At 65.4% G+C, this 25,630-nt stretch carries 20 protein-coding genes; 7 read left to right on the top strand and 13 right to left on the bottom strand.

The features are described 5' to 3' along the window. Positions 1-4: 4 nt before the first annotated feature. Positions 5-2,488, bottom strand: coding sequence for an ATP-dependent helicase (locus B0I08_RS12540; protein ID WP_106213337.1), 2,484 nt, complete (start codon positions 2,486-2,488; stop codon positions 5-7). Next, complete coding sequence (locus B0I08_RS12535) at positions 2,485-3,531, bottom strand: glycerophosphodiester phosphodiesterase family protein (RefSeq protein WP_106213335.1); 1,047 nt, start codon at positions 3,529-3,531, stop codon at positions 2,485-2,487. Before B0I08_RS12535 ends, B0I08_RS12540 begins: the two co-directional genes overlap by 4 nt. Before the next feature lie 32 nt (positions 3,532-3,563). Between B0I08_RS12535 and B0I08_RS12530 the strand changes: the two genes are divergently transcribed. From B0I08_RS12530 to B0I08_RS12520, 3 genes are all read left to right on the top strand, one after another. After that, positions 3,564-4,052, top strand: a complete 489-nt coding sequence (locus B0I08_RS12530) for a hypothetical protein (RefSeq protein ID WP_146134409.1) — start codon at positions 3,564-3,566, stop codon at positions 4,050-4,052. 80 nt (positions 4,053-4,132) lie between these two features. Further along, positions 4,133-4,936 (top strand): Bax inhibitor-1/YccA family protein, encoded by an 804-nt coding sequence (locus tag B0I08_RS12525; protein ID WP_106213331.1) that lies wholly within the window; start codon positions 4,133-4,135, stop codon positions 4,934-4,936. A gap of 113 nt (positions 4,937-5,049) precedes the next feature. Continuing rightward, on the top strand, positions 5,050-5,829 hold the full coding sequence (locus B0I08_RS12520) for a polyprenol monophosphomannose synthase (protein ID WP_106213329.1): 780 nt from the start codon (positions 5,050-5,052) through the stop codon (positions 5,827-5,829). A 62-nt stretch (positions 5,830-5,891) separates the two neighbouring features. On the opposite strand, the gene guaA is transcribed toward B0I08_RS12520, so the two are convergent. The 10 genes from guaA to guaB all read right to left on the bottom strand — a co-directional run bounded on the left by guaA (position 5,892) and on the right by guaB (position 19,394). Then, entirely contained in the window at positions 5,892-7,520 is a 1,629-nt protein-coding gene (gene guaA, locus B0I08_RS12515) for a glutamine-hydrolyzing GMP synthase (protein WP_106213543.1), read from the bottom strand. Between the two features lie 32 nt (positions 7,521-7,552). Next, the gene (locus B0I08_RS12510; protein WP_181243402.1) at positions 7,553-8,041 is read right to left on the bottom strand and encodes a DUF3817 domain-containing protein; all 489 of its coding nucleotides are present in this window, start codon (positions 8,039-8,041) and stop codon (positions 7,553-7,555) included. A 21-nt stretch (positions 8,042-8,062) separates the two neighbouring features. Next, the gene (locus B0I08_RS12505; protein ID WP_106213327.1) at positions 8,063-10,048 is read right to left on the bottom strand and encodes an O-antigen ligase family protein; all 1,986 of its coding nucleotides are present in this window, start codon (positions 10,046-10,048) and stop codon (positions 8,063-8,065) included. Further along, positions 10,045-10,893 (bottom strand): SURF1 family cytochrome oxidase biogenesis protein, encoded by an 849-nt coding sequence (locus B0I08_RS12500; RefSeq protein ID WP_106213325.1) that lies wholly within the window; start codon positions 10,891-10,893, stop codon positions 10,045-10,047. Before B0I08_RS12500 ends, B0I08_RS12505 begins: the two co-directional genes overlap by 4 nt. Position 10,894: 1 nt before the next feature. Beyond that, positions 10,895-12,496 carry a cation:proton antiporter gene (locus B0I08_RS12495; RefSeq protein ID WP_106213323.1) on the bottom strand — a complete coding sequence of 534 codons (1,602 nt, stop codon included), beginning with the start codon at positions 12,494-12,496 and terminating at the stop codon, positions 10,895-10,897. 3 nt (positions 12,497-12,499) lie between these two features. Then, a complete protein-coding gene (locus B0I08_RS12490) occupies positions 12,500-13,030 on the bottom strand; it encodes a cation:proton antiporter regulatory subunit (protein WP_106213321.1) in 531 nt (176 codons plus the stop codon). A 228-nt stretch (positions 13,031-13,258) separates the two neighbouring features. Next, positions 13,259-14,989 (bottom strand): glycerol-3-phosphate dehydrogenase/oxidase, encoded by a 1,731-nt coding sequence (locus B0I08_RS12485; RefSeq protein ID WP_106213319.1) that lies wholly within the window; start codon positions 14,987-14,989, stop codon positions 13,259-13,261. A 111-nt stretch (positions 14,990-15,100) separates the two neighbouring features. Next, a complete protein-coding gene (locus B0I08_RS12480) occupies positions 15,101-16,222 on the bottom strand; it encodes a GuaB3 family IMP dehydrogenase-related protein (protein ID WP_106213317.1) in 1,122 nt (373 codons plus the stop codon). A 358-nt stretch (positions 16,223-16,580) separates the two neighbouring features. Then, positions 16,581-17,522, bottom strand: coding sequence for a hypothetical protein (locus B0I08_RS17605; protein WP_146134408.1), 942 nt, complete (start codon positions 17,520-17,522; stop codon positions 16,581-16,583). 369 nt (positions 17,523-17,891) lie between these two features. Further along, on the bottom strand, positions 17,892-19,394 hold the full coding sequence (guaB, locus tag B0I08_RS12470; protein ID WP_106213313.1) for an IMP dehydrogenase: 1,503 nt from the start codon (positions 19,392-19,394) through the stop codon (positions 17,892-17,894). 299 nt (positions 19,395-19,693) lie between these two features. On the opposite strand from guaB, the gene B0I08_RS12465 reads away from it, so the two are divergent. Genes B0I08_RS12465 through B0I08_RS12450 form a run of 4 tightly spaced genes read left to right on the top strand, consistent with a single transcriptional unit; the run spans position 19,694 to position 23,576 of the window. Then, entirely contained in the window at positions 19,694-20,962 is a 1,269-nt protein-coding gene (locus B0I08_RS12465; RefSeq protein WP_106213311.1) for a branched-chain amino acid ABC transporter permease, read from the top strand. 7 nt (positions 20,963-20,969) lie between these two features. Then, entirely contained in the window at positions 20,970-21,950 is a 981-nt protein-coding gene (locus B0I08_RS12460) for a branched-chain amino acid ABC transporter permease (protein ID WP_106213309.1), read from the top strand. Position 21,951: 1 nt separating this feature from the next. Next, positions 21,952-22,839, top strand: a complete 888-nt coding sequence (locus tag B0I08_RS12455; RefSeq protein ID WP_425433002.1) for an ABC transporter ATP-binding protein — start codon at positions 21,952-21,954, stop codon at positions 22,837-22,839. Beyond that, positions 22,836-23,576, top strand: coding sequence for an ABC transporter ATP-binding protein (locus tag B0I08_RS12450; protein WP_106213305.1), 741 nt, complete (start codon positions 22,836-22,838; stop codon positions 23,574-23,576). The genes B0I08_RS12455 and B0I08_RS12450 overlap by 4 nt, the downstream gene beginning before the upstream one ends. 606 nt (positions 23,577-24,182) lie before the next feature. On the opposite strand, the gene B0I08_RS12445 is transcribed toward B0I08_RS12450, so the two are convergent. Beyond that, complete coding sequence (locus B0I08_RS12445; RefSeq protein WP_106213303.1) at positions 24,183-25,463, bottom strand: ABC transporter substrate-binding protein; 1,281 nt, start codon at positions 25,461-25,463, stop codon at positions 24,183-24,185. Positions 25,464-25,630 lie beyond the last annotated feature (167 nt).

Below are 25,630 nucleotides of genomic sequence, written 5' to 3'. Positions count from 1 at the left end.
CGCGCTAGATCTTTTCGATCGGCGCGACCTTGATGAGCAGCCGCTTGCGTCCGGCGGTGTCGAAGTGCACCTCGGCGACGCGCTTGGTGCCCTCGCCGGTGACCGCGCTGACGCGTCCGTCGCCGAAGTCGACGTGGCGGATGCGGTCGCCCGCGGCGAGCGTGAGATCACCGTTGTCACGCACGGTGCCGGTGATCTTGTTGGCCCACTCGGTCTTGGGCTTCGCGGCGTTGCGGGCGGCACGCGCGAGGGCGGTAGCGCTTGGCCCTCCCGCGTTCTCGTACCCAGAGCCCGAACCGGTGAACCCTCCGCCGAAACCGCCGTTGAACCCGGATGCCCCGGTGCCCAGGCTTCCCTCCGCACCGAACGCCCCGCGCCGCGCGTTGAGGGCCCGGGGCTGGGTTCCGTTGCGGCTGGTCGCGTCGCCCGGCGACTGCTTCCAGTCGATGAGCTCCGGCGGAATCTCCTGCAGGTAGCGGCTCGGCATCGCGACGTTGACCTCACCGAACTGGGCGCGCGTCATCGCGAGCGACAGGTACAGCCGCTGGCGTGCGCGGGTGATGCCCACATAGAAGAGGCGTCGCTCCTCAGCGGGACCCCCAGGCTCCCCCGCGGACATGCGGTGCGGCAGCAGGTCTTCTTCGATGCCGGTGAGGAACACCGCCTCGTACTCCAGCCCCTTGGCCGTGTGCAGGGTCATCAGCGAAACCGTGCCGGACGTGTCATCCAGATCATCTGCCGCCGCCACGAGCGAAACCTCGGTCAGGAAGTCGAGCAGGGTGCCATCCGGATTGTTCTTCTGGAACTCCTTGGTCACCGACAGCAGCTCTTCGACGTTCTCGGCCCGCGCCTCGTCCTGCGGGTCACGCGTCGCGCGCAGTGCCTCAATAAATCCGGTGCGATCCAGCAGCGTCTTCAGGATGTCGGACGGCTTCGCCTGCGCGACCCCCTCCGGCACGTCGACGGTGGCCTGCACGTCATCGAGGATCAGCGCGAGACCGGTAATCGCCCCGGTGACCTTGGGGCCGAGCCCGAGCGCCTGGGCGTTTCGCATGGCGTCGCGGAGCGTCGTCTGGTTGTTATCGGCGAAGTTCTGCAGCGCCGCCTCGGTGGCGGGCCCGATGCCGCGCTTCGGCACGTTCATGATGCGTCGCAGCGCCATCGGATCGAGCGGGTTTGCGACGGTGATCAGGTAAGACATGGCGTCTTTGATCTCGGCGCGCTCGTAGAACTTGGTGCCGCCGAGCACCCGGTAGGGCAGCGCCGAGCGGATGAAGATGTCTTCCAGCGCACGCGTCTGAGCGTTTGTGCGGTAGAAGACGGCGATCTCTTTGTAGGCCATCCCGCTGTCATGCAGCTTGGTGATCTCGTCCGCGACAAATTGCGCCTCGTCGTGGCCGGAGTAGCCGGTGAACCCGACGATCTTCTCGCCGGACCCGATCGTGGTGAACAGCTTTTTGTCTTTGCGGTCGAAGTTGTTCGAGATGACCGAGTTCGCCGCGTCCAGGATGTTCTGGGTCGACCGGTAGTTCTGTTCGAGCAGGATGGTCGTCGAGTTAGGGAAGTCGCGTTCGAATTCGACGATGTTGCGGATGTCCGCTCCGCGGAACGCGTAGATCGACTGATCGCTGTCGCCGACGACGGTGAGGGATGCGGGATCGAGGTGTCCCTTGCCCTGCAGGTCGAGCGGCAGGTCGCCCTGGTTCACCGGTCGGGTGAGCTCCTGGATGAGCGCGTACTGGGCGTGGTTGGTGTCCTGGTACTCATCGACGAGGATGTGCCGGAACCGGCGCTGGTAGAGCGCGGCGACGTGCGGGAACGCGCGGAACAGATACACGGTCTGGCCGATGAGGTCGTCGAAGTCAAATGCGTTGGCCGACTGCAACCGCTTGGTGTACTCCCGGAAGATCTGCAGGAACATCACCTCGCCCGGGTCGTTGAAGTTCGCCCCGCGGGCATAGGACTCGACGTCGCTGAGTTCGTTCTTGAGCTTGGAGATCTTGTTCATCGCGCCGGAGACCGTGATGCCGAAGGTGTCGGCTTCGAGTTCCTTGATGATGCGCTTGATCAGCGCTTTGCTGTCGGCGGAGTCGTAGATAGTGAAGCTCTTGGTAAACCCGAAGTTCTCGGCCTCGCGGCGCAGAATGCGCACGCAGGCGGAGTGGAAGGTGGAGATCCACATGCCCTCGGCCTGCTGTCGGCCCACCAGCTGCTGCACGCGCTCACGCATCTCTGCCGCGGCCTTATTGGTGAAGGTAATGGCGAGGATCTGGCTCGGCCAGGCCTCACGGGTGGCGAGCAGTCCGGCGATGCGTCGGGTGAGCACACTGGTCTTGCCCGAGCCGGCACCGGCAATGATCAGCAGCGCGGGGCCGCGGTACAGCACGGCCTGGCGCTGCTGCGGGTTGAGGCCCTCGAGAAGCGCGTCCTGAAACGAGCCCCCGGGTGGTGGCGTCGATGGGTCGCGGGGATCAAGAACAAAGGTCATGGCGAAGCAATTCTAGGCGGCGCCTCCGTCACTGCGAGGAAGTCCCACCGCGCGCGCAACGCCAGGTCGGGCTGGTCGGCAAACACACCGTCGACTCCGCTGCTGAGGATCAGCGCGAACTCCGCGGGCCAGTCCCCGTACCCACTCGGGCGCACTCCGATCCGCAGGTTGCGCGGCAGAAACGTGTTCTCCGCCCGAAGCGTCCAGACAAACACGATCAGTCCGGCCAGGTGCGCGCGAGCGACGACGTCGGTGATGCCGATGACGTGGCGCGAGGCATCCCGCCGCATGATCAATGATTTGGCCAGGCTCACCCCATCGACGACGTGGGCGAGCTCGGTGAGGCCAGCGTTGGTGAGGTGATCGGCGTAGCTGCGCGCGGGCACGCCGGACGCTGCCTCCTGAGCGAGAAGGTCGGCGGGACCGCCCTCGGCGTCGATGAGGAACACCAGCCGTCCGGCCACGCCGCGCGCGCGGATCTGCTGCAGCACGGTCTGCTCGAAGCTCTCCACGATGAGATTGTCGGCGGTCGCCCAGTGGGCGATCTCGGCCGCGAACAACTCGTCCAGCGGGAGGCCGATCGACGCGAAATAGGTTGCGTGCTTGATCTCGGCCACCAGGATGACGGCGCGTCCGGCGGCGTCGAGAATCTCCAGGAGGTCGCGCAGGCGCAGGATGCCGCCGCCGCCGATGAAGGTCGCGCTGCCGCGACGGATCTTCGGAAGTCGCTCGGCCGTGCGCAGCGTGGACAACTCGGCCCAGGTGAAGTCCTCAGTGAACCACCCGGTTCGCTCGACGCCGTCGATCACCTTGGTGGTGCGCCGGCCAGCAAACTCCGACAGGAAAGCCACATTGGTGGTGTCGGAAATCTCGTTCTCGTGCCGGAGCACCAGCACTCCGTCGGAACTTGCGACGATGTCGGGTTCGATCGCGTCGGCTCCCATCTCCAGCGCGAGTTCGTAGGCGGCGCGGCTGTGCTCGGGGCGATAGCCGCTCGCTCCGCGGTGCGCGATCACGAGGGGGCGGGGATAGTCGTCGGTCACGGCGTAAACGCTACGGCACTACGCTGGCGAGCATGGGGGAACGGATGCGCGGGCGCTACCTCGGCGGGCTTGCGCTGATTGTGTCGGGTTCGGTCGCAATTCAGGGCGGCAACAGCTACGCGTTGTTTCTCATCGTGCAGGGCACGGTGGCCTTTTTCGTCGGCTGGGCGCTGCTGCCCGGGTCCCGGAGCCGTCGCATGGCGGTGGTGGTGCCGGCGTACCTCGGCGCGTTCGCGCAACTCGCGGGCCCGCAATGCGCCCCCGCGCTGATTCTGCCGTTCGTCGCCTGGCTGGTGGTTCGGCAACGCAGCAGGCTGAGCTACCTGGCCGTTGTGCCCCTGCTTCTGGTGACGGTCGCTCTGGCTGGTTCCTTCCGGGAAGTCGCCGACCTGGCGTTCACCACCCCGGTGTCGGGCATCGCACTCGTGGGCAGCGCGTGGCTGGCATCGTGGCTGGACCGAACCGCGGCACGTTCGCTCAAAGCACAGCGACGCGGCACCCCTGGCGCCCGAATCGGGTGAATCCCCAGCTACTCCCGCCCCGCCAGCAAATACAATGGTTCTCAGCAACGTTTGACGTTACTCACAGAGATAAGGACCCCATGGCACTCTCCTCCAACCCCGCCTTTAAGAACGCCGCATTCGGCAACGGCGGCGCGAAGGCAGCGAACGCGCCCACCATGACGTCTGAGCAGCTCGACGAGCTGTACGGGCGTCCGTCCGCTGGCCCCGCCGAGACCGACCGCATGAGCTACGAAGACGTCATCGTCAAGACGATCGGCACCCTCGCCTTTGTCCTCGTCGGTGGTGTTGTCGGGTTCTTCCTCCCCGCACTGGCCATCCCCGCCGCGCTCATCGGGTTCGGCCTCGCGCTGGTCAACATCTTCAAGAAGCGCCCCTCGCCCGCGCTCATCCTGACCTACGGACTCGTCGAGGGTGTGTTCCTTGGAGGCCTCTCCGGCATCCTGGAGTCGCAGCTCCCCGGCATCATCGGCCAGGCGTTGCTCGGCACCGGGCTCGTCTTCGGCGTGACCCTTGCGCTGTTTGCCAACGGCAAGGTGCGCGCGTCGGCTCGTGCCACCAAGGTCTTCACGATCGCCATGATCTCGTACGGCCTGTTTGCGCTGGTCAACTTCGGGCTGCAGCTCACCGGAATCAGCAACGACCCGTGGGGACTCGCCACCGGTTTTGAGATCTTCGGCATCCCGCTCGGCCTCATCATCGGCCCGCTCGTCATCCTGATGGCCGCGTACTCGCTCGTACTCGACTTCACGTCGATCGGCCAGGGCGTTCGCGCTGGCGCTCCCCGCATTCTCGGGTGGCGTGCCGCGTTCGGACTCGTGCTGACCATCGTCTGGCTGTACACCGAGATCCTGCGTCTCATCGCGATCTTCCGCAGCAACTAGCAGCTGCTGGCGCCACCTCCGGCCTGTAGCTCACACCCAGGGGACGGTACTCCGCGGAGTCCGTCCCCTTTGTGTTGCTCGCCCGACATCCACCGAACAAGCGAAAGCATCCCGTGCCCCACCACCACCTCCCCGCAACCCTCATCATCATCCCGACCTACAACGAGGCCGGCAATATCGAGGCGACGGTCGGGAGCGTGCTCCGTGCTCTCCCGGAGGCGCATATTTTGGTGGTGGATGATGGGAGCCCCGACTTCACCGGGGACATCGCCGATCGCATTGCCGGCGAAGACGAGCGGGTTTTCGTCCTGCACCGCACGGAGAAGAAGGGCCTGGGGGCCGCGTACCTCGCGGCATTCGACTGGGCCCACCAGCACGACTACGCCATCATCGGCGAATTCGATGCCGACGGGTCACACCCCGCGGAAGCGCTGCCCCGCATGATGGCAGCGTTCGACTCCGCGGCACGGCCCGCGCTCGTGATCGGATCGCGCTGGGTGCGCGGCGGCAGCGTTGTCGGCTGGCCGCGCAGCCGCGAGTTTCTCAGCCGCGGAGGCAACGTCTACTCCCGGCTCATGCTCGGCCTCCCGGTCGCGGATGCGACGGCGGGGTTCCGGCTCTATCGCGCCGAAGCTCTGCGCGCCATCGACCTCTCCTCGGTCGACTCGCGCGGCTACTGCTTCCAGGTCGACCTGACGCTGCGCTTCCACGATGCCGGCCTGCCGATCGTGGAGATTCCGATTGAGTTTCGCGAACGCGAAATTGGCGAGTCAAAGATGAGCAGGTCGATCGTGGTCGAGGCGATGCTGCGCGTCACCGTGTGGGGTGTGCAGCGCTTCGGGCGGCGCCTCCGCGGCCGTCCGGCCACCCCTCGCCGCGCGGGCGCGCGCTAGCCAGCCGCGGCCAGCCACCCCCGGCTAGCCAGCCGTGCTGGAGTTCCTGGCGCGACGGGAGGCTACTCCCACTCGATCGTTCCCGGCGGCTTCGACGTAACGTCGAGCACAACGCGATTGACGCCGGCCACCTCATTGGTGATGCGGTTGGAGATGCGCGCGAGCACGTCGTACGGCAGGCGGGTCCAGTCGGCCGTCATGGCATCCTCCGACGAGACGGGGCGCAGCACGATCGGGTGCCCGTAGGTGCGTCCGTCGCCCTGCACGCCCACCGAGCGAACGTCGGCGAGCAGCACGACCGGGCACTGCCAGATCTCCTGGTCGAGGCCCGCCGCTGTCAGTTCCTCGCGGACGATCGCGTCCGCCGTGCGGAGCAGATCGAGCCGCTCACGGGTAACCTCGCCCACGATGCGGATCCCGAGGCCGGGCCCCGGAAACGGCTGGCGGCCCACGATGACCTCCGGCAGTCCGAGTTCGCGGCCGATCGCCCGAACCTCGTCCTTGAACAAGGTGCGCAACGGCTCGACCAGCTTGAACTGAAGGTCCTCCGGCAGACCGCCCACGTTGTGGTGGCTCTTGATGTTCGCGGTCCCGGTACCGCCGCCGCTCTCCACCACGTCGGGGTACAGAGTGCCCTGCACGAGGAAGTCGATGGACGCGCCATCCCCCTGCGCCTCAAGAACCAAAGCCTCTGCGGCGTTCTCGAAGGAGCGGATGAACTCTCGGCCAATGATCTTTCGCTTGGTCTCGGGATCGGTGACGCCGGTCAGCGCGTCCTGAAACTGCTCGACGGCGTCGATCGTGACCAGGCGCACTCCTGTGGAGGCCACGTAGTCTTCCTCGACCTGGCGGCGCTCGTCCTGGCGGAGCAGACCGTGGTCAACAAATATGCAGATGAGCTGATCGCCCACGGCCTTGTGCACGATCGCGGCGGCGACGGCGGAGTCCACCCCGCCCGACAGGCCACAGATGACGCGGCTGGTGCCGACCTGGGCCTGGATCCGGGCGACCTGCTCGGCGATGACGCTGCCGCTGTTCCAGTCGGCCGGAATTCCGGCGGCCCGGTGGAGGAAGTTCTCCAGCACCTGCTGGCCGAACTCCGAATGCTTGACCTCTGGGTGCCATTGCACCCCGTACATCTTCTTCTCGTCGCTCGCAAACGCGGCGACGGGGGTGGAAGCGCTGGACGCCAAAACAGTGAAGCCCTCGGGGGCTTTGGAGACCGAGTCGCCGTGGCTCATCCACGTGGTCTGGTCCGCCGGCTGCTCGCCCAACAGTGTGCTGCTGCCGGCGGCGAGCGTCACCGCGGTGGCGCCGTACTCGCGGAGGCCGGTGTTGGCGACTTCGCCGCCGAGCTGCTGCGCCATCACCTGGAAGCCGTAGCAAATTCCGAGCGTCGGGACGCCGAGCTTGAGGATGCCCGGGTCGAGGGACGGCGAGCCCTCGTCGTAGACGCTGGAGGGTCCACCGCTCAACACGATGCCGCTCGGGTTGAGCTTCGCGACCTCATCGGCAGTGATCGTGTGGGGCACAATCTGGCTGTACACATTCGCCTCTCGCACGCGACGCGCGATGAGCTGGGCGTACTGTGCGCCGAAGTCGACAACGAGAACAGGCCGGTGGTCAGTCTCCGGGGTCTTCTCGACGCTTTCGTTTGCGGCGTATCCCGGCTTTGTGGGCTCTGGCTGGATTGAATCGGACGGGCTGGTCACTGGTGTGCCGCTCACGGTTGTGCCTCCACGGGTGCATTCTTGGCGTTTGCCTCGACGACCGCAGCGAGCTGCGCCGTCGCGAGACGGTGATAGTGGCGCTCGACAATGAACGACAGGAAGGGAACGACGCCACCGAGGGCGACGATGATGAACCGTGTGAAGTCCCACCGCATCAGGCTCCACAGGTGGAAGTCGCTGAAGAGGTAAACCACATAAAACCATCCGTGCAGAATCAGGATGACGGTCGAAACGTTGATTCCGGTGATCTGTTCTTTCGGCGTGAGGGCGAAAAACCCGAACGCACCATTCAGCTCGATGTCGACACCGAAGCCGTAGCGGGTGACCATCATCACGCACAGCAGCAGAAGGAAGACACCGGTCACGATGGACGTGACGCGGTAGAGCTTCAGCGCGGTGGTGATGCGTTTCGCATCCGCTGCCCGGGGCTTCAGCTGCCGACGGACACGGGGGCTGGTGGCACGGGGGCTCTGCTCGGACATTGGTCTAGTTTAGTTCGCCATTCATCCGGCATCGGCGCCGAGGCGCGCAAGCTCCTTCGTCGCCCGGTCTGCGGCTGCGGCATCCCCCATCACCTCGTAGAGGTACTGCAACGTCAGCCAAACATCGACCGAGTCAGGATTGCGGGATGCTGCGAACTCCAGCTGAACGCGAGCGCCGTCCTGATCGGACGCCAACAGCAGCATTCCGCCGAGGCGATGGGCCACTTCAGGGTCATTCGGCGTCTGTTTACGCAGGGCGGTGAGTAGTTCGATCGCGCCATCGATGTCGCCCGAGTACTGCAGCGCGACGGCACGCGCCTTACCCGCGAGCACCGAAGTGGGAACGGCCTGCAGGGCCTTTTCGGACCAGAGCAGTGCAAGCGGCAGCGCTCCCGGGACCTCCCGCTCGGTGGCCTCAGCAAACGACTGGGCTGCCACGGAGGGAACGTCAACGTCCCACGGTCGCAGCGCCGCCGCCGAAGTAAAAGCAGCGTCCGCATCAGCGATCCGGAGGCTGCTGGCCGACGCAACACCCGTGTTGAGGTGCACGTCCGCGACGGTCCAGACAGAACTGAGCACCAACCATACGGCCAGGGCTCCGATGCGCAAGCGACGCACTACCGGTCGTTCGGCGGCCACACGTCCTCCGACCAGACCCTCACCCGTTGTAGGCCGGATGGCGACCACCACGCCCCATGCCAGCGCCGCGAGGATAGCCGTGCCAGGCGAGGAGAAGTGGGTCAGGAGAGCGACACCCCACACAGAAAGGGCCAGGGTCGCGCCAACAACAGCGCTCCGCCGAGTGGCGTCGTACGATACGGACGCCCTCAGGGCGGTGGTCGATGCGCCGCGCCTGCCCTCTGCAACCTCCCGCTCGGGCGCGCGGAGAACGCGAACGGTGGCGCGGAATGTCAGCAGCACAGCGACTACGGCCACGACCAGAAGCGGAATCCCTCCCACGAGCAACAGTTGGAGGGGGATGCTGTGGGGCGAGTCGATGGTGGTTCCGCTGCCAACGTTCGCAAACCAGGTGGCTTCGTGCACCGCACCAACCGCGTCGAGGTACCCGTTCGGCCCCACACCCAGCCACGGATGTCGGGTGAAGAGCGTGATCGCGTCGCTCCAGATCGCAAACCGGTCGTCAACCGAACTCGATGAAAGCGGGCTGAGAGAGAGGATCCTGTCCCGGGTGAGCGGCACAGCGAACGCCGCTCCGGCAGCAACAAGGGCTGCCCCGCCGAGACCCACGGCGAGTCTGAGACGAGAAACGGCGGCGGGAGGGCGGACAAGCAGGATCGCGACGAGCGCCAAGAACACGACGAGAAGACCCAACAGCGCTGCGCGCGACGCCGAGACCACAACCGTCGCAACGCCGAGTGTGATGCCCGCGGTGAACAACCATCTCCGGGCGTGCCAGGGGCTCAGCCGAGACGACCACCCGTCGATGGCGGGCAACACCAACAGGGCGGTGAGCATCACGCCGACGATGCCCTGCTCGGTAGCGTTCCCCAGCAGCGCGCCCGGGCGCGCGAGGTCAGTGGCGATCGGACGAGCGCCGCTGGCTTCGAGCAGGGACACCACTCCCAGAAGCACCGAAGCGGTTGCGAGCGACGTATACAAGCTCTGGAATCGCTGGGCCGTGCCCGCCGGTCCCAGCAAGCGCGCGGCGGCCCACGCGACAGCGAAGTAGACACCAACGGAAATGAGACCTTCGTACCGGGGCCATCGCCCCACGATCTGCGCGAGCGGAGTGGCACCGAGGAGGGCAGCCGAGGCCGCCACCACGAGTCCCGTGCCTGCGGCGATCCAGACCCAGCGCGGCAATCGACCCGCCGGAATCGCGATAGCGGCCAGCAGGACACCCGCCAGAGCGACGGTCTCTTTCGGAAACACCCACCGGTTGAAAGCACCCGGCAGCAAAAAGATCACGGCCGCGACGAGTACCCAGAGCGCTGGCGCCGCCAGCGACTCCCTTGCCCGAGGGAACGCTGCGGCTCCGCGCGTCATCGCTTCGCCGATGGGGTTCGTGCTGAGGGGTCGCGGTTCTCGGGAGGTGTGGATTCCCTATCGACAGCCGCTGACTCGGCCGCGTCTTGCGCGGCTGCCTCCGCCGCATCCTCGGCGGCGAACTCCTGCTCCCGCTCCCAGGCGTCGCGCACGAGGCGGTACCAGAGGAAGATCGCGAAGACCGCGAACACTGCCCATTCCGCGGCGTAGAAAATGTTCAACCAGTTCAGTGACACCTCGTCGTCCGGCACGGGCGAGTCGATGTCGACCAACCCGTCAGGGGCATCGGCCGACACGACGTAGCCCCCGTACACACTCTCGAACGGCGTGCTCCACTCGTTGATGAGCGCGGCAACCGAGGCGGTGTTGCGCTCCCCCGACTCGAAGTCCCCCTCCTGCGGAGCCTCCGACGCGAGGTACCGACCCTGGAACGGAACGAGCGCGGCGATACCGACAGACCCCGCCGCAGCGGCCTCCGCCTGCTCCTCCGTTTCCGCCCAACCCAGCGCGACCGCTACGCTCGCGCCGTTGTCCACGACCACGTGCGCCATCACCCAATAGCCGGCCTCACCGCCGTTGAGCCGGCCGGTGAGGACCGTGCTGTCGCCCGGGACGACTGTGCCTTCGAAGGAGACCATCAGCCCCGCGACATCCGCCATCACCGGCGTTTGAGGTTCGACCACGTCGGTCAGCTGGCGCACCGTTTCGGTGTCGCGGTCTACAACGGTCGCCTCAACGATGCTGCGCGAGAACTGCCACTGCCCCAGAGCTGCGAATGCGGCAGCGATCGCCAGGGCCAGAACAAGCGCCGCGATCCAGCGAGGCTGGCGCGCCAATCTCCACACGTTAGTACTCCGGATCCGTTTTGCGTTCGTCCTGCTGGTCTGATTGTTCCATTGCCTGCTGGATGAGCCGGTCGACGACGTTAGGCTCGGTCGCTGCATCGTCTTCAGCGCTGTCGGCAGAGTCCTTGCCCGCAGCGTCCCTGCCCGCGGGGTCCGTACCCGCGGAGTCTCTACCCGCAGCGCCCAGGCCCGCCGAGTCCCTACCCGCAGCGCCCAGGCACGCCGCACGATCTCCTCCGCTGTGGGTGCGAACGAACGCCGCCATATCGGCGGGTGCCGGGTCGAAGTTGTCGAACTCCTCGTCGCCGTCGCCGTCGCCGTCGTCCGAGCCTTCAGACAGGGTTCCGGATGTCGCGGCGGCCACCAATGCGATGGCCTCCTGGTTCATTCGGTCGCGCTCATTGCGTTCGCGGGACGCCAGAGCCTTCGCCCGCTTGCGGTTTGTGCCGAGGATGACCCCGCCGATGCGCTCGGAGTTGGAGGCGAGGATGGGTCCAAAGATCGACATCACCAGCACGTACAGGCCGGCGAACGGCACTATGCGGTCGTCGAGTCCCGCGGCCATTGCCAGGGTTGCGAGAATCAGCGCGAACTCGCCGCGGTTCTGCAGGATCACGGTGGTGTTGATGCCCGCCTGCGGCCCGAGCTTGTTCAGCCACGCGACGAACTGACCGGCGATGATGTTCAGCACGAGCGTCATGAGCACCGCGCCGGCAACCGGCCACAACACCTGCCCGAACAGGGAAGGGTTGAGCCCGAGACCGAAATTCAGGAAGAAGAACGCCCCGAAGACATCCCGCATCGGCAAGGAAAGTTGTTCAATCTTCGCGCGGTATTTGGTCGCACCCAGGACGAGCCCGATGAGGAATGCGCCGATCGCGTCGGTCACCCCGAGAAGTTCCCCGATGCCGCCGAACGCGACGGCGAGACCGAAGAAGAGGATCGTGAAGAGCTCGTCGTCCTTGGTGCGGAAGATGCGCGAGACGTACTTGCCGCCCCAGCGCGCGACGGTGAACATCACCACGACGAAGAGGAACGCTACGCCGAGCTTGCCCACGACGGGCCAGATCTCTGTCTCGCCGGAGAGGACCACCGACACGATCGCCAGGTAGATCGCGATGAAGATGTCCTCCACCACGGTGACGCCCAGGATCATCGGCGTTTCGCGGTTGGGGAGACGTTTCAGCTCGATCAGCAGCTTCGTGACGATTGCGCTCGATGAGGTCGCGGTGATGCCCGCGACGACGAGCGCTTCGCGGCTGCCCCAGCCGAGCATAAAGCCGAACGCCAGACCCACACCCATGTTGACGGCGATGTAGGTGCCGCCCGAGAGCAGGAGTTTTCCGGCATTGCTGAAGAACTCGTCCTGATCGAATTCCAGTCCGAGGTTGAACAGCAGCAGGATCAGCCCGAAGACAGCGATCAGTTCGACGTAGCTGGGGTCGAAGTTCAGGGGGAACAGGTCGAAATTGGGGCTCGCGACGAGTCCAACCAACATGTAGATCGGGATCGCGGGGAGCCCGATGAGCTTCCCGAGGCGCCCGAAGATGTACGCGAGGATGAACAGGATGCCCAGGACGAGGAGTTCTTCACCTAGGTGCATCGTCTACGTTCCGGGTGGCGCGTCGACGGGCGTCTTCATCTTCATCTCGCCCGTGCGATAGAAATGGAACGCCTTGGCGACCTTTTCGGGTGATCCGGCCACGACGAGGGTGTCACCAGGGAAAACCTTGAAATCGTCCTCCGGAGCGGGATTCGCGGAGTCGCCGCGCACGACGGCAACGACGGTAAGTCCGACCACGCCGCGGCTACCCAGGTCGCCGAGGGGTTGTCCGGCGATGTGGTCTTCGTAGTCGACGGTGAACCAGTCGATCGAGAGCCCGGGAATCTGGTCGAGGCTCGAGAGCGACTCCGTGATACGGGTGCCGCCCAGCAGTTCGGCGAGGGTGTGCGCCTCGTCTTCGTCCAGACGGAGGGAGACCTTCGCGGAGTCCGCGGCGTCCTCGGCATCCGAGAACGTGATCAGGTCGCTGTGTCCCGACCGGTGAGTGATCACGCCCACCTTGCCGCCGTCGTCGGTGACGAAGGTGTGCAGAACTCCGACACCGGGAAGTTTTACTCGGCGGACATCAACCATGAGTGGACTCCTTCAGTGCGTGCGGGCGGCGTGCGAACTGCGGCAGCGCGAAACGCACGCAGTTATCCCAGTCTACCGAGCCCGCTCCTGCCGGGTTCCCGTGAGCGGGGTTCGCTCACCACCCGGATTGCGCCCACAGCGCAGCCCCGCGGGCGCACGGTGGTTTGCGCACGCTGACAGCGCTCGCTGGCGGGCGCTCGCTCCGCACGCCCCGCACGCCCCGCACCGCTACGCGGTGGCGACGATGTCCGGTGCCTCCAGCCGGGACCGGTCGGCAGATTCGTCGTCTGGCTGCTCCTGGCTTGCCCGTTCGGCGGCGACCCGCTTGAGGTAGACGTTCACCTCGCGCTCGGTGCGCTCGTCATCCCACCCGAGAGCCTCCGCCATCAGACGAGCCGCGACCGGCGCGGCCGAGATCCCGCGGTCCCACGCTTCGATGCTGATCCGGGTGCGCCGAGCCAGTACATCGTCGAGGTGCAGCGCGCCCTCGTGGGTGGCCGCATAAACAACTTCAGCCTGGATGTAATCGTCGGCGCCCGGGATGGCCTCGGCCAGTTCGGGGCGCTCACGGATGAGGTCGAGGATTTCGTCGGTCATCACGCCGTACCGGTTGAGCAGGTGCTCGATGCGGACACGGTGCAGACCAAACGCACGGGCAATCTTGCCGCGCTTGTTCCACGCGGCCTGGTAACCCTCCGCGCCGAGAAGAGCGATGTCCGCGGTGATCGAGGCGGGCACCTTACCGTCGAGCGCCGCAGCGGCCTCGTCGACGGCATCCTTCGCCATAATCCGGTAGGTGGTCCACTTGCCACCCGCGACCACAACCAGCCCGGGAACGCTGTGGGCGACGAGGTGCTCCCGGCTCAGCTTGGAAGTCTGCTCAGACTCCCCCGCGAGCAGTGGACGCAGCCCCGCGTAAACACCCTCGACGTCGTCGCGCGTCAGGGGAACGGCCATGACTTTGTTGACGTGTTCGAGGATGTAATCGATGTCTGCAGCGGTGGCCGCGGGGTGCGACTTGTCGAGGTTCCAGTCGGTGTCGGTGGTGCCGATCAGCCAGTGGCGACCCCACGGGATCACGAACAGCACGCTCTTCTCGGTGCGCAGCAGCAGCCCGATCTTCGACTGGAAGCGGTCGCGGGGCACCACGAGGTGCACACCCTTCGATGCGCGCACCTTGAACTGGCCGCGCTCTCCCACCATGGACTGCGTGTCGTCGGTCCAGACGCCCGTCGCATTCACAACCTGCTTCGCCTTGACCTCGAAGTGCTCCCCGGTCTCGAGGTCGTGCGCTTTCACACCGACCACGCGCTGGCCGACCTTCAGGAAGCCTTCCACGCGCACCCGGCTGGCGACGTGGGCGCCATAGAACGAGGCGGTGCGGGCGAGCGTTGAGGTGTAGCGGGCGTCATCCACCTGTGCGTCGTAATACGTGATGCCACCGGTGAAGGCGTCCTTGGCGAGGCTCGGCGCTGCGGCCGCGATCTGCCGCTTGCTGAGGTGGCGGTGATGCGGCACTCCCGGCGAGCGGCCTCCGGTGTAGCTGAAGATGTCGTACAGCAGCATGCCGGCACCGATGTAGCAGCGCTCGGTGAAACCCTTGGTGAGCGGGTAGAGAAAACGCACCGGCTTCACCAGGTGCGGAGCGAGCCGCTGCAGCAGGAGCCCGCGTTCAATCAGCGCCTCACGCACCAGCCGGAAGTCGAGCTGTTCAAGATAGCGGATGCCGCCATGCACCAGTTTCGACGAGCGGCTCGAGGTACCGCTCGACCAGTCCCGGGCCTCGAGCATGCCCACACTGAGCCCGCGAGTCACGGCGTCAAGCGCCGAGCCGGTGCCCACAATGCCACCGCCGACCACCAGGATGTCCAGCTCTTTCGACTTGAGCGCTTCTATCGCGGCGGCGCGTTCCTCCGGACCGAGCTTCGACGATCGAGTGACGGAATTGGACTGGCCCATGCGTGCCTCCTGATTTATCAATACGACTTCATTGTCGACGTCCCTGTCGACGATCCACTGGTGCTCACGGCCAATCCGAAGCTGTGGGGCTGCGGACTGACTGCTTCGAAACTACCGCTGTGTGTACGGCGCGACAACTACCTCGACGCGCTGGAACTCCTTGAGGTCGGAGTATCCCGTGGTGGCCATCGACCGGCGCAACGCCCCCATCAGGTTCACACGACCGTCTGCAACGGTGCCCGGACCGAACAGGATCTGCTCGAGCGGGGCAACGCTGCCGACCTCGACGCGATTGCCGCGGGGAAGTTCGCTGTGGTGCGACTCGGTGCCCCAGTGCCAGCCGGCTCCGGGTGCGTCGGTCGCGCGGGCGAGAGTGCTGCCGAGCATGACGGCGTCCGCACCGACCGAAATCGCCTTGACGATGTCGCCGCTGGTGCCAAGGCCGCCGTCGGCGATGACGTGAACGTAGCGCCCGCCGGACTCGTCGAGGTAGTCACGGCGTGCACCCGCGACATCCGCTACGGCCGTTGCCATGGGAGCGTGGATTCCCAGGCTGGCCCGGGTGGTGGATGCTGCGCCGCCACCGAATCCGACAAGCACGCCCGCGGCACCCGTACGCATGAGGTGCAAAGCCGCGGTGTAGGTCGCGGCGCCACCGACGATGACGGGAACGTCGAGCTCGTAAATGAACTTCTTGAGGTTGAGGGGCTCGGTGGAGCGCGACACGTGCTCGGCGCTCACGGTGGTGCCGCGGATCACGAACATGTCCACGCCGGCCGCCACAACCGTCTTGTAGAACTCCTGCGTGCGCTGCGGGCTGAGCGCACCGGCGACGGGAACACCCGCTGCTCGAATCTCGGCGAGCCGGTCACGGATCAGCTCGGGCTTGATCGGTGCGGAGTAGATCTCCTGCATGCGCACCGTCGCGTTCTCGGGCGACAGGTGCTGGATCTCCGCGAGCAGCGGCTCCGGGTCGTCGTACCGGGCCCAGACACCCTCAAGGTCGAGCACGCCCAGCCCGCCCAGCTTGCCGATGGCGATCGCGGTCGCCGGGCTCACCACGGAGTCCATCGGGGCGGCAAGCACCGGGATGGAGAAGGTGTAGGCGTCGATGGTCCAGCTGATGGATACGTCCTTCGGATCGCGCGTGCGCCTGCTCGGCACAACGGCAATATCGTCAAAGGCGTATGCGCGGCGAGCGCGCTTGGCGCGTCCGATCTCGATGTCACTCACCGGTACAGCCTACCGGCGGTGCACGACACCCGGGCACTGGCCGCCACGCTGTGCGGTCACCCGCGCTGTCCGCCGGCCCGGTCTCCCCGCACCCGCGCCCGCCCGCGCACCCGCACGCGAACGCGCTGGACGCCTCAGCGCGGTAGAAGCCCGCTCGCCGCGGTAGTTATCTGCACCTATGAGAAGAGGCCCGGGCTCGGTGCGGCAGAAACCCACTCAATGCGGTAGAAACAACTACCGCATTGAGTGGGTTTCTACCGCGATGAGTTTTCCGGGAACAGGTGTCTACCGCGCCCAACAGGCTTCTACCGCGCCGAGCGAGTCAGCTCGCAATCTCCGGGCCGGATCTCGCCCGGGATCACCGGCCCGCTATCCTCGGGACGCCCGCGGATACCAACAGGCTCTCAAGCCGCTGCGGATTCTCTACGTGCTCGGTCAGAATCCGCACTACCCCGAGATTGAGTGCGCGAAGTCGGTCCTCCCGTTTCTTTTCCTGCCAAACGGTTTCACCTGGCGCCCGCGGGGAGTACTGGGGTCGCATGTACTTTTCCTTGCCGTCGAATTCCCCCGCGATCCGGACGTCGCGCCAGAAATAGTCGGGGAACATCTCGCCCTGCGAGTCCCTCATCGATACCTGGAGTTCTGGAGCAGCAAACCCGAGCAGGTGCATAGCGGCCCGAGCAGCTGACTCGTAGAACGAGTCTGACAGAGGCGAGGCAAACGCCGCGACACGCTCAAGGTGAGCGCGCCCCGCGCGGGGCGCCATACGCGACAGTTCTTCTGTGAGGTCGCTGACCGAAATCCCACGTGGGTTTTTTCGCCAAAGTGCCCAGTCAGCGGAACCTATCGCATCAGTGAAGGTGTGTACGCGGGCGACATCGAGGGTGGTGCGCGCCAGATCCGTGACGGTGACCCCGTGAACTTCGACGAGCGAAGCAGACGAGAATCCAACACTGGTGCGCCGAACACCCGGGGCAGACCGTCCGCCTCGCTCCTGAGGCTCAACCACAGTCACAGCTGTTGGCCACGGACCCTTCACCGGCATGCCCCAGAGTGCAGCAGCCGACATCCCGCCAATCACCACGGGTTTAGATGTCGCCGCCACGACCGAGTGGATGCGCAGAATGTGGCGCTCGCGGGGCGTCGCCGATTCCCACCGCTCGCGTTCAACATATGCGCCACGCCGCACGCGCACGAGTGATCCAGCTGCTACGTCGCGCGCGACAGCTCGCTCGGTTACAAATGGGCGAAGGGAACCAGCGAGAATTAGCCCGTTTCGGGTCAAATTTGTGTAGGTCATTCCCCCAGCCTCGAAGTTCGACAGTGGCGGTCGCGCGTCAAAGAGGGATCTGGTGGATGTCGCGGTACTCGCAGTGGATGTGCAGGGCAAGTCGGCCCGCAGCTCCCACCGCGTCCGGGCGAGTCGGCCTCCCCAGTCAACTCTTCATCGCGCACTGCTGGGAACGCGGCAGGCATTGCTAAGACCCACCCGCTCCGCTCGCGGATGGAGATACTGCGTCCCGGATGGAGTCATAGTCCCGTCCGGGAGACGTCTTCTCCATCCGGGACGCTGAGTCGGTTCAACCGCAGCGAGCGCCAGGCGAGACCGGCGGCCGCGACCGGAGTTTGGCGGCCGCGACAGAGACCCGCGGCCGCAGCGGCCACAGCCTCAGCGGCGGTAGTTCGGCGCCTCGACCACCATCTGCACGTCGTGCGGGTGCGACTCCTTGAGGCCGGCCGCGGTGATGCGCACGAACTTGCCCTTGTTCTTCAGCTCCGTGATGGTGCGCGCGCCCGTGTAGAACATCGACTGGCGCAGTCCCCCGAGGAGCTGGTACGCGACCGAAGCGAGCGGCCCCCGGTAGGGCACCTGGCCCTCGATGCCTTCGGCGATGAGGGCGTCGTCGGACGGGACATCCGCCTGAAAATAACGGTCCCGTGAGTAGGACGTCTTCTTGCCCCGGGTCTGCAGCGCGCCGAGCGAACCCATGCCGCGGTAGTTCTTGAACTGCTTGCCGTTGAGGAAGACGAGATCCCCGGGGCTCTCGTCGCACCCCGCGAGGAGCGATCCGAGCATTACGGTGTCTGCGCCGGCAACGAGCGCCTTGGCGATGTCACCCGAGTACTGCAGGCCACCGTCGGCGATGACGGGGATACCCGATTCACGCGCGGCGAGGGATGCCTCGTACACGGCGGTCACCTGCGGAACACCCACACCGGCCACCACTCGGGTCGTGCAGATGGAGCCAGGGCCGACGCCGACCTTGACAGCGTCAACACCGGCGTCGATCAGGGCCTGCGCGCCGGAGCGGGTCGCGACGTTTCCGCCGATAACGTCGATGTGAGCGAACGAGGGGTCGGACTTGATGCGGCGAATAATCTCGATCACGCCGGCCGAATCACCGTTGGCGGTGTCAACAACCAGCACGTCGACTCCGGCCTCGTTGAGGGCAACAGCGCGGTCCCAGGCGTCTCCGAAGAAGCCGAGCGCGGCGCCCACACGCAGGCGACCCTCGCTGTCCTTGGTGGCGTTCGGGTACTTCTCGCTCTTGTCGAAGTCCTTGACGGTGATGAGGCCGCGCAGTCGTCCGTCTTCGTCGACGATGGGGAGCTTCTCGATCTTGTGCTGGGCGAAGAGTGCGATCGCGGCATCCGACCCCACCCCCACCGGCGCGGTGACGAGACCGTTGGTGGTCATCACGTCGCGTACGAGAGTGGTGGACTTTTCGAACTCGGAAACGAAACGCATGTCCCGGTTGGTGATGATTCCGACCAGACGGCCATCGTCGTCGATGACGGGGAGACCGGACACCCGGAACTGCCCGCACAGGGCGTCCACTTCGGCGACAGTTGCGTCGGGGGTCGTCGTGACCGGGTTGGTGATCATGCCGGACTCGCTGCGCTTGACCTTGTCGACCTGCGCTGCCTGGTCTTCGATCGAGAGGTTGCGGTGCAGGATGCCGATTCCGCCCATGCGCGCCATGGCGATCGCCATCCGGGCCTCGGTCACGGTGTCCATCGCCGCGGAGAGAAGGGGTGACGCCACATTGATACGACGCGTGAGGCGGGATGTCGTGTCCGCCTCGCTCGGGATCACATCAGTGTGTCCGGGCAGGAGCATGACATCGTCATAAGTGAGGCCGATGAAGCCGAAAGGGTCAGGCTGGTCCATTAGGTCCCTTGATTCGTTTCGCGATTGGTGCCCGGGTGCGGCACTGGATCCCGGTAGTACATATTAACCAATTCGACTCACGCCTATTCCGGCACGATAACGAATTGTGCTAATTAGCACCCCGACACGGATAATAGCGAGACCATTTGGTGTCCTTTCCGAAACACAAGGGCAACATTAAGCCAGTAGCGTCAACGACGACGATGAGCCAGAACCACGAGGTCGGAGGACTTCGGCTGGTCCGTCTTGGAGGTTCCGTGCAAATCGCTCTTAGAGCTCGCAAGCGCAGATCGCGCTTTATGGTCTTGGTGTTCGCCGCGCTGTGCGCCGCGTTCGCCCTATCGCTTGTCCCACTTTCGGCCGCCACAGCGGACGAGGTCGGCACCGATGAATATGACTTCATCTTCAGTGGAAACGTCAAAAACGACGGTGTTCCGCTTGAGGATGTGCTCATCTCGGTGTCGGGGAACGGCTACGAGGCAGAAGTCGAGACAGACGCAGAAGGTAAGTGGCGCATCGGTGTGCCGGAGAAGGACACGTACGAGATCACTCTCGACGAGTCCACCCTGCCGGACGGCGTCATCGTCGCCGAGGGCAGCGCCACCACCGAAGTTGAGTTTGGACTGACCAGCAACAAGTCGGTCAACTTCTTCCTCGGTGAGGGTGTGCGGGTGACGGTGTCCTTCTGGGACCAGCTCGCCGATCGTGCCGTCAACGGCCTCAACTTCGGTCTGATGCTCGCGCTGGCCGCCATCGGTGCCTCGCTCGTGTTCGGAACGACGGGCCTGTCCAACTTCGCTCACGCCGAGTTCGTGACCTTCGGGGCCATCGCTGCGATGGTGTTCAGCACGTATCTCTCGATGCCGATTTTGATCGCGATCCCCCTGGCGGTGATACTCAGCGGGGCACTGGGATTTGTGCTCGACCTTGGCCTGTTCAGACCCCTGAGGAGACGGGGCATCGGAATCGTCCAGCTGATGATCGTCAGCATCGGCCTGTCGCTCGCGTTGCGGTACACCTTCCAGTACTTCATCGGTGGAGGCACGTACCAGCTGCCCGGCGCAGGAGCCGCGGAGATCAACCTGTTCGGCGCGGTCTCCCTGACCGTGACCGACATGGTCAGCATGGTGGTCAGCGTCGTTGTTCTCCTCGCCGTTGCCTACTGGCTGCAGCGCACCCGGGTCGGTAAGGCCACCCGCGCGATCTCCGACAACGCCTCGCTGGCAGCTGCGAGCGGCATTGACGTCGACCGCGTCATCCGCATCGTCTGGATTCTTGCTGCGGCACTCGCCGGACTCTCCGGAATCCTGTGGGCATACTTCCGTCCGGGCATCAAGTGGGACATGGGCGCCGGCATCCTGCTGCTCATCTTCGCCGCCATCACGCTCGGTGGACTGGGTACCGCGTTCGGAGCCCTCGTCGGCTCGCTCGTGGTCGGAATGATCGTCGAGGTCTCCACCCTGTGGATCCCCTCGGACCTGAAATATGTCGGAGCGCTGATCGTTCTGATCCTGGTGCTGCTGGTGCGACCGCAGGGCATCCTCGGCCGTCGAGAAAGAATAGGTTAGGCGTCATATGGACTGGGGACAGATCCTCTCAAACACGGCCGCGTACCTCATCTCTCCGGAGACCATCGCGTATGCCCTCGCCGCACTCGGGCTTGCCTTGCACTTCGGATACACCGGCCTTCTGAACTTCGGCCAGGCGGGCTTTATGGCCATCGGCGCCTACGGGTACGCCATCTCCATCCTGTCCTTCGGGGCTCCGTGGTGGGTCGGCATCCTGGTGGGCATCGTGGGCTCGGTGATATTCGCGTTCATCCTGGGTATCCCGACGCTGCGTCTTCGCGCCGACTACCTCGCGATCGTCACCATCGCCGCCGCGGAGATCGTGCGCCTCTTGTTCACAACGCAGGCGTTCGACGAATACACCAACTCCGCTGACGGCCTCGGCAACTATCACGCGGGATTCCGCGCGGCCAACCCGATTCCGGAGGGCACCTACGGCTTCGGCCCCTGGGTCTACAACGAGACGCAGTGGTGGGTGCGCATCTTCGGCATCCTCCTCGTCGTCGTCGCCGCCCTGATCGTCTGGGCCCTGATGCGCAGCCCCTGGGGCCGCGTCATCAAGGGAATCCGTGAGGACGAGGATGCCGTGCGCGCCCTCGGCAAGAACGTCTTCGCCTACAAGATGCAGTCGCTCGTTATCGGTGGCGTCTTCGGCGCACTCGGTGGCGTGGTGTTGGCGTTGCCGTCCGCGGTCGTGCCCAGTGTCTACGTGACGAGCCTGACGTTCTTCCTCTACACAATCCTGCTGCTCGGTGGTGCCGCGACGGTCTTCGGACCCATCGTCGGTTCCGTCATCTTCTGGGTGATCATGGCGTTCCTCTCGAACGCCCTGCCCCAGATGGTCAACGCGGGCCTGCTGCCCTTTATGACCACCACGCAGTCGCAGGTACTCCGATTCATCCTGGTGGGAGTCGCGCTCATGCTGATCGTGATCTTCAGACCCCAGGGAATCTTCGGCAACAAGAAGGAGCTGACCTTTGTCAAGTAACGTGCTCCCCACCGGTCGTCCCGTAAAGACCACCGGCCTGCACTCGGGCGAAATCGCGCCGGGTGTCGCCAAGGTCGACCCGATCATCGTCGCGGATAACATCACGCGCACGTTCGGTGGCCTTCATGCGGTGGATGTCGCTCACCTCGAGATCCCTCGTGGCGCGATCACAGCGCTCATCGGGCCGAACGGCGCGGGCAAGACCACCCTGTTCAACCTCCTCACCGGATTCGATAAGCCGAATACGGGCACGTGGACGTTTGACGGCAAGTCGATCAGCGGGATGTCGGCATTCAAAGTCGCACGCCTCGGCCAGATCCGTACCTTCCAGCTCACCAAGGCGCTCGGACTGTTGACCGTTCTGGACAACATGAAACTCGGCGCCAAGGGCCAGCGCGGTGAGGGGCTGTTCAGCAGCCTCTTCCCGGCGCTGTGGCGCAAGCAGGACCAGGAGCTCGAGGCGCGCGCGCAGGAGCTTCTCGTGAAGTTCAAGCTCGACGCCAAGAGCGCCGACTACGCCGCGAGCCTCTCCGGTGGGCAGCGCAAGCTGCTCGAGATGGCGCGGGCGCTGATGAGCGATCCGACACTGGTGATGCTCGACGAGCCCATGGCGGGCGTCAACCCGGCGCTCACCCAGTCGCTGCTCGACCACATCCTGGACCTCAAGAAGGAGGGCATGACCGTGCTCTTCGTCGAGCACGACATGGCGATGGTCAGCCATATCGCCGACTGGGTCATCGTGATGGCCGAGGGCAAGATCGTCGCAGAGGGTCCGCCGGAAATCGTGATGAAAAACCCCGCGGTGATCGATGCCTACCTCGGCGCGCACCTCGACGTGGACCTCGGTGTTGTCACCGGCCGCGTGAACGAAAAGGGAGAACAGCTGTGAGCGCCACATCCGAGTACGTCGTCGAGGTCGCGAATGTCACCGCCGGGTACCTCCCCGGAGTGAACATCCTCAACGGTTGCTCCCTCACCGCAAGAAAAGGTGAGCTGATCGGAATCATCGGCCCGAACGGCGCGGGCAAGTCCACGCTGCTGAAGTCGATCTTCGGCCAGGTCAAGGTGCGCAGCGGCGAGATCCTGCTCAACGGCGAAGACATCACGGGCTTGCCCGCGAACAAGCTCGTCGGGCGCGGAGTCGGCTTTGTGCCGCAGAACAACAACGTGTTCCCGAGCCTCTCCATCGAGGAGAACCTCCAGATGGGCCTCTTCCAGAAGCCCAAGATCTACGAGGAACGCCTCGAGTTCGTCACCGGCATCTTCGCCGAGCTCGGCAAGCGTCTGAAGCAGCGCGCTGGTTCGCTATCCGGCGGCGAGCGCCAGATGGTCGCGATGTCTCGGGCGCTCATGATGGACCCGGCCGTGCTGCTGCTCGACGAGCCCTCTGCCGGCCTGTCTCCCGTGCGCCAGGACGAGGCGTTCATCCGCGTCTCTGAGATCAACAAGGCCGGCGTGACGACCATCATGGTCGAGCAGAACGCGCGCCGCTGCCTGCAGATCTGCGACCGCGGCTACGTGCTCGACCAGGGCAAGGACGCGTACAGCGGCCCGGGCCGCCAGTTGATGAACGATCCGAAGGTCATCTCGCTGTACCTCGGCACCCTCGGCGAGGACGCAGCCTAGGCCGCAGCTCGATTCGCAGCTCGGCCTCGCGTCGACAAGAAAGTCCCGGGAGGGCACCCGCGCACACCGCGCAGGTGCCCTCCTTTTTATGTCTGCCTGTGTGGCTCTGCGCACCCAGGCGGGCCGCGTCAGCCAAGCCCGCTGGCCCCGCCCCGCCCGCCCCCGCCCGGGCCGGCGTTTGACGACGGCGCTGGCGTACACACAGGCGCGCGGCCGACAACGCGCAGCGCCGTTCCCTCGATGCGTCCGGGGCGCCGCGCGGCGCGCACAAGTTGCGCCAGGCGCCGCGCGGCACGCGCACGTTGTGCAGGGCGCCGCGCGGCGCGCACAAGTTGCGCCAGGCGGCGCGCGGCACGCACACGTTGTGCAGGGCGGCGCGCGGCACGCACACGTTGTGCAGGGCGTCGCGCGGCCCGCCCAGGACCGCCGCACCGCCTCGGCACGACAACCTGCGGCGGCGGTCTACTGAGCTCTCCAGCGGCGGTACGGACGCAGATCCCCCGGCCGCGCGGACGCAAAAACCCCCGGCCGAGGTGGCCGGGGGTTTCTGGTAGTTCTAGCGGAGCGTTCCCGCGAATTACTGCGGTGCCGCGTTACCGCGCAGTGCTAGTTGGCGATGCGCTCGTAGGTGTTGTCCTCGAGGTACTGGAAGATTCCAACGGTTGCTTCGGTCGGGTCGCCGTTCTCATCGAACGTGATCGGGCCGGAGTTTCCGTCGTAGTCGACCGTGTCGCCATCGAGGATGGCCTGAGCTGCTTCAGCGAAGTTGGTGTACTTCTCACCGTCACCGCTACCGCCCGAGACTTCCTGCAGCTTCTCAGCGATGTCCGCACCTTCGACGGAGTTCGCCTCAAGAGCAGCAAGCGCCAGCAGGATCACGGCGTCGTACGACTCAGCCGCGTAGCTGTAGTCCTTCAGCGCCGGCTCACCGTTTGCAGCAACGAATGCCTGCAGGTCGTCGGTGAAGGTGCCGAGCTCCGCGGTGTCAAGACCCGGAAGGGTTCCCTTGGCGCCGGTCAGAGTTCCCGCTGCGAAGTCCGCGCTGTAATCGGCGAGGTTCCCGTCAACGAAGTAGAGCTTGTCCTTCGCGAAGGAGGACAGGCCAGGAACGATGGTCTTGGTCTCGTCGAACGCGATGATCGCGATGGCGTCCGGGTTAGCGGCCGTCACCTCGCTGATCTGAGCATCGAAGGAGGCGTCACCAGCGTTGAACGACGCGGCAGCAACAACTTCGCCGCCCGCGCCTTCGAATGCCTCGGTGGTGAACTCGGTCAGGCCGGTGCCGTAGGAGTCGTTGAGGTAGATGATGCCGAGGGTTTCGTTGCCGTCTTCGGCGATGAGGTTACCGAGAACCTCGCCCTGCAGGATGTCCGAGGGAGCGGTACGCCAGTAGAGGCCGTTGTCGTCCCAGGTGGTGAAGTCGGCCGAGGTGTTGGCCGGGGAGAACTGGATGACACCGGCGCCGGTCACGTCGTCGATGAAGAGCTTGGAGACACCAGAGGACGCGGCACCGATGATGGCGGAAACGCCATCGCTCAGCAGACGCGGAACCTCGGTTGCGTACGCCTTGTTGTCAGCATCACCGGAGTCACCGTAGGTGACCTCGATCTGAATACCCAGGTCTGCGGCGTTGATCTGCTCTGCAGCAAGTCCAACACCCGCGATCTCGGGTGGGCCGAGGAACGCCAGGCTCCCGGTGACCGGAAGGGCCGTACCAATCTTCAGGGTGAGGTCCTGGCGGGTGCCGGTGTCCTCCGCGGTGTCTTCCTCTGCGGGCGCGGCGCAGCCGCTCAGCACGAGTGCGCTGACGCCGACCATGGCGACACCGCCGAGGATGGACTTCAGGGACCGTGAGCGGGAGGCCTTGGCCTTCGCGAAAACGCTCATGTTGCTCCTTGCGTTAGGAAAATGTGATTCAGAACACAGTTATGTCGTGCACTGCTGTGATGTCACGGTATTGCGCTAAAGGGACGGGCACAATACGTGCGTGTTACAGGCCTGTAACACGCACCGAATCGTTATCAACCGTGATATACGGCGGATGTCGCTGCGTG

Origin of the sequence: Glaciihabitans tibetensis (genome assembly GCF_003003265.1) — a bacterium.
In the GTDB taxonomy this organism is placed as follows: domain Bacteria; phylum Actinomycetota; class Actinomycetes; order Actinomycetales; family Microbacteriaceae; genus Glaciihabitans; species Glaciihabitans tibetensis.
Note: the sequence above shows the minus strand (reverse complement) of the source record. Positions and strands in the feature narration are given on the sequence as shown.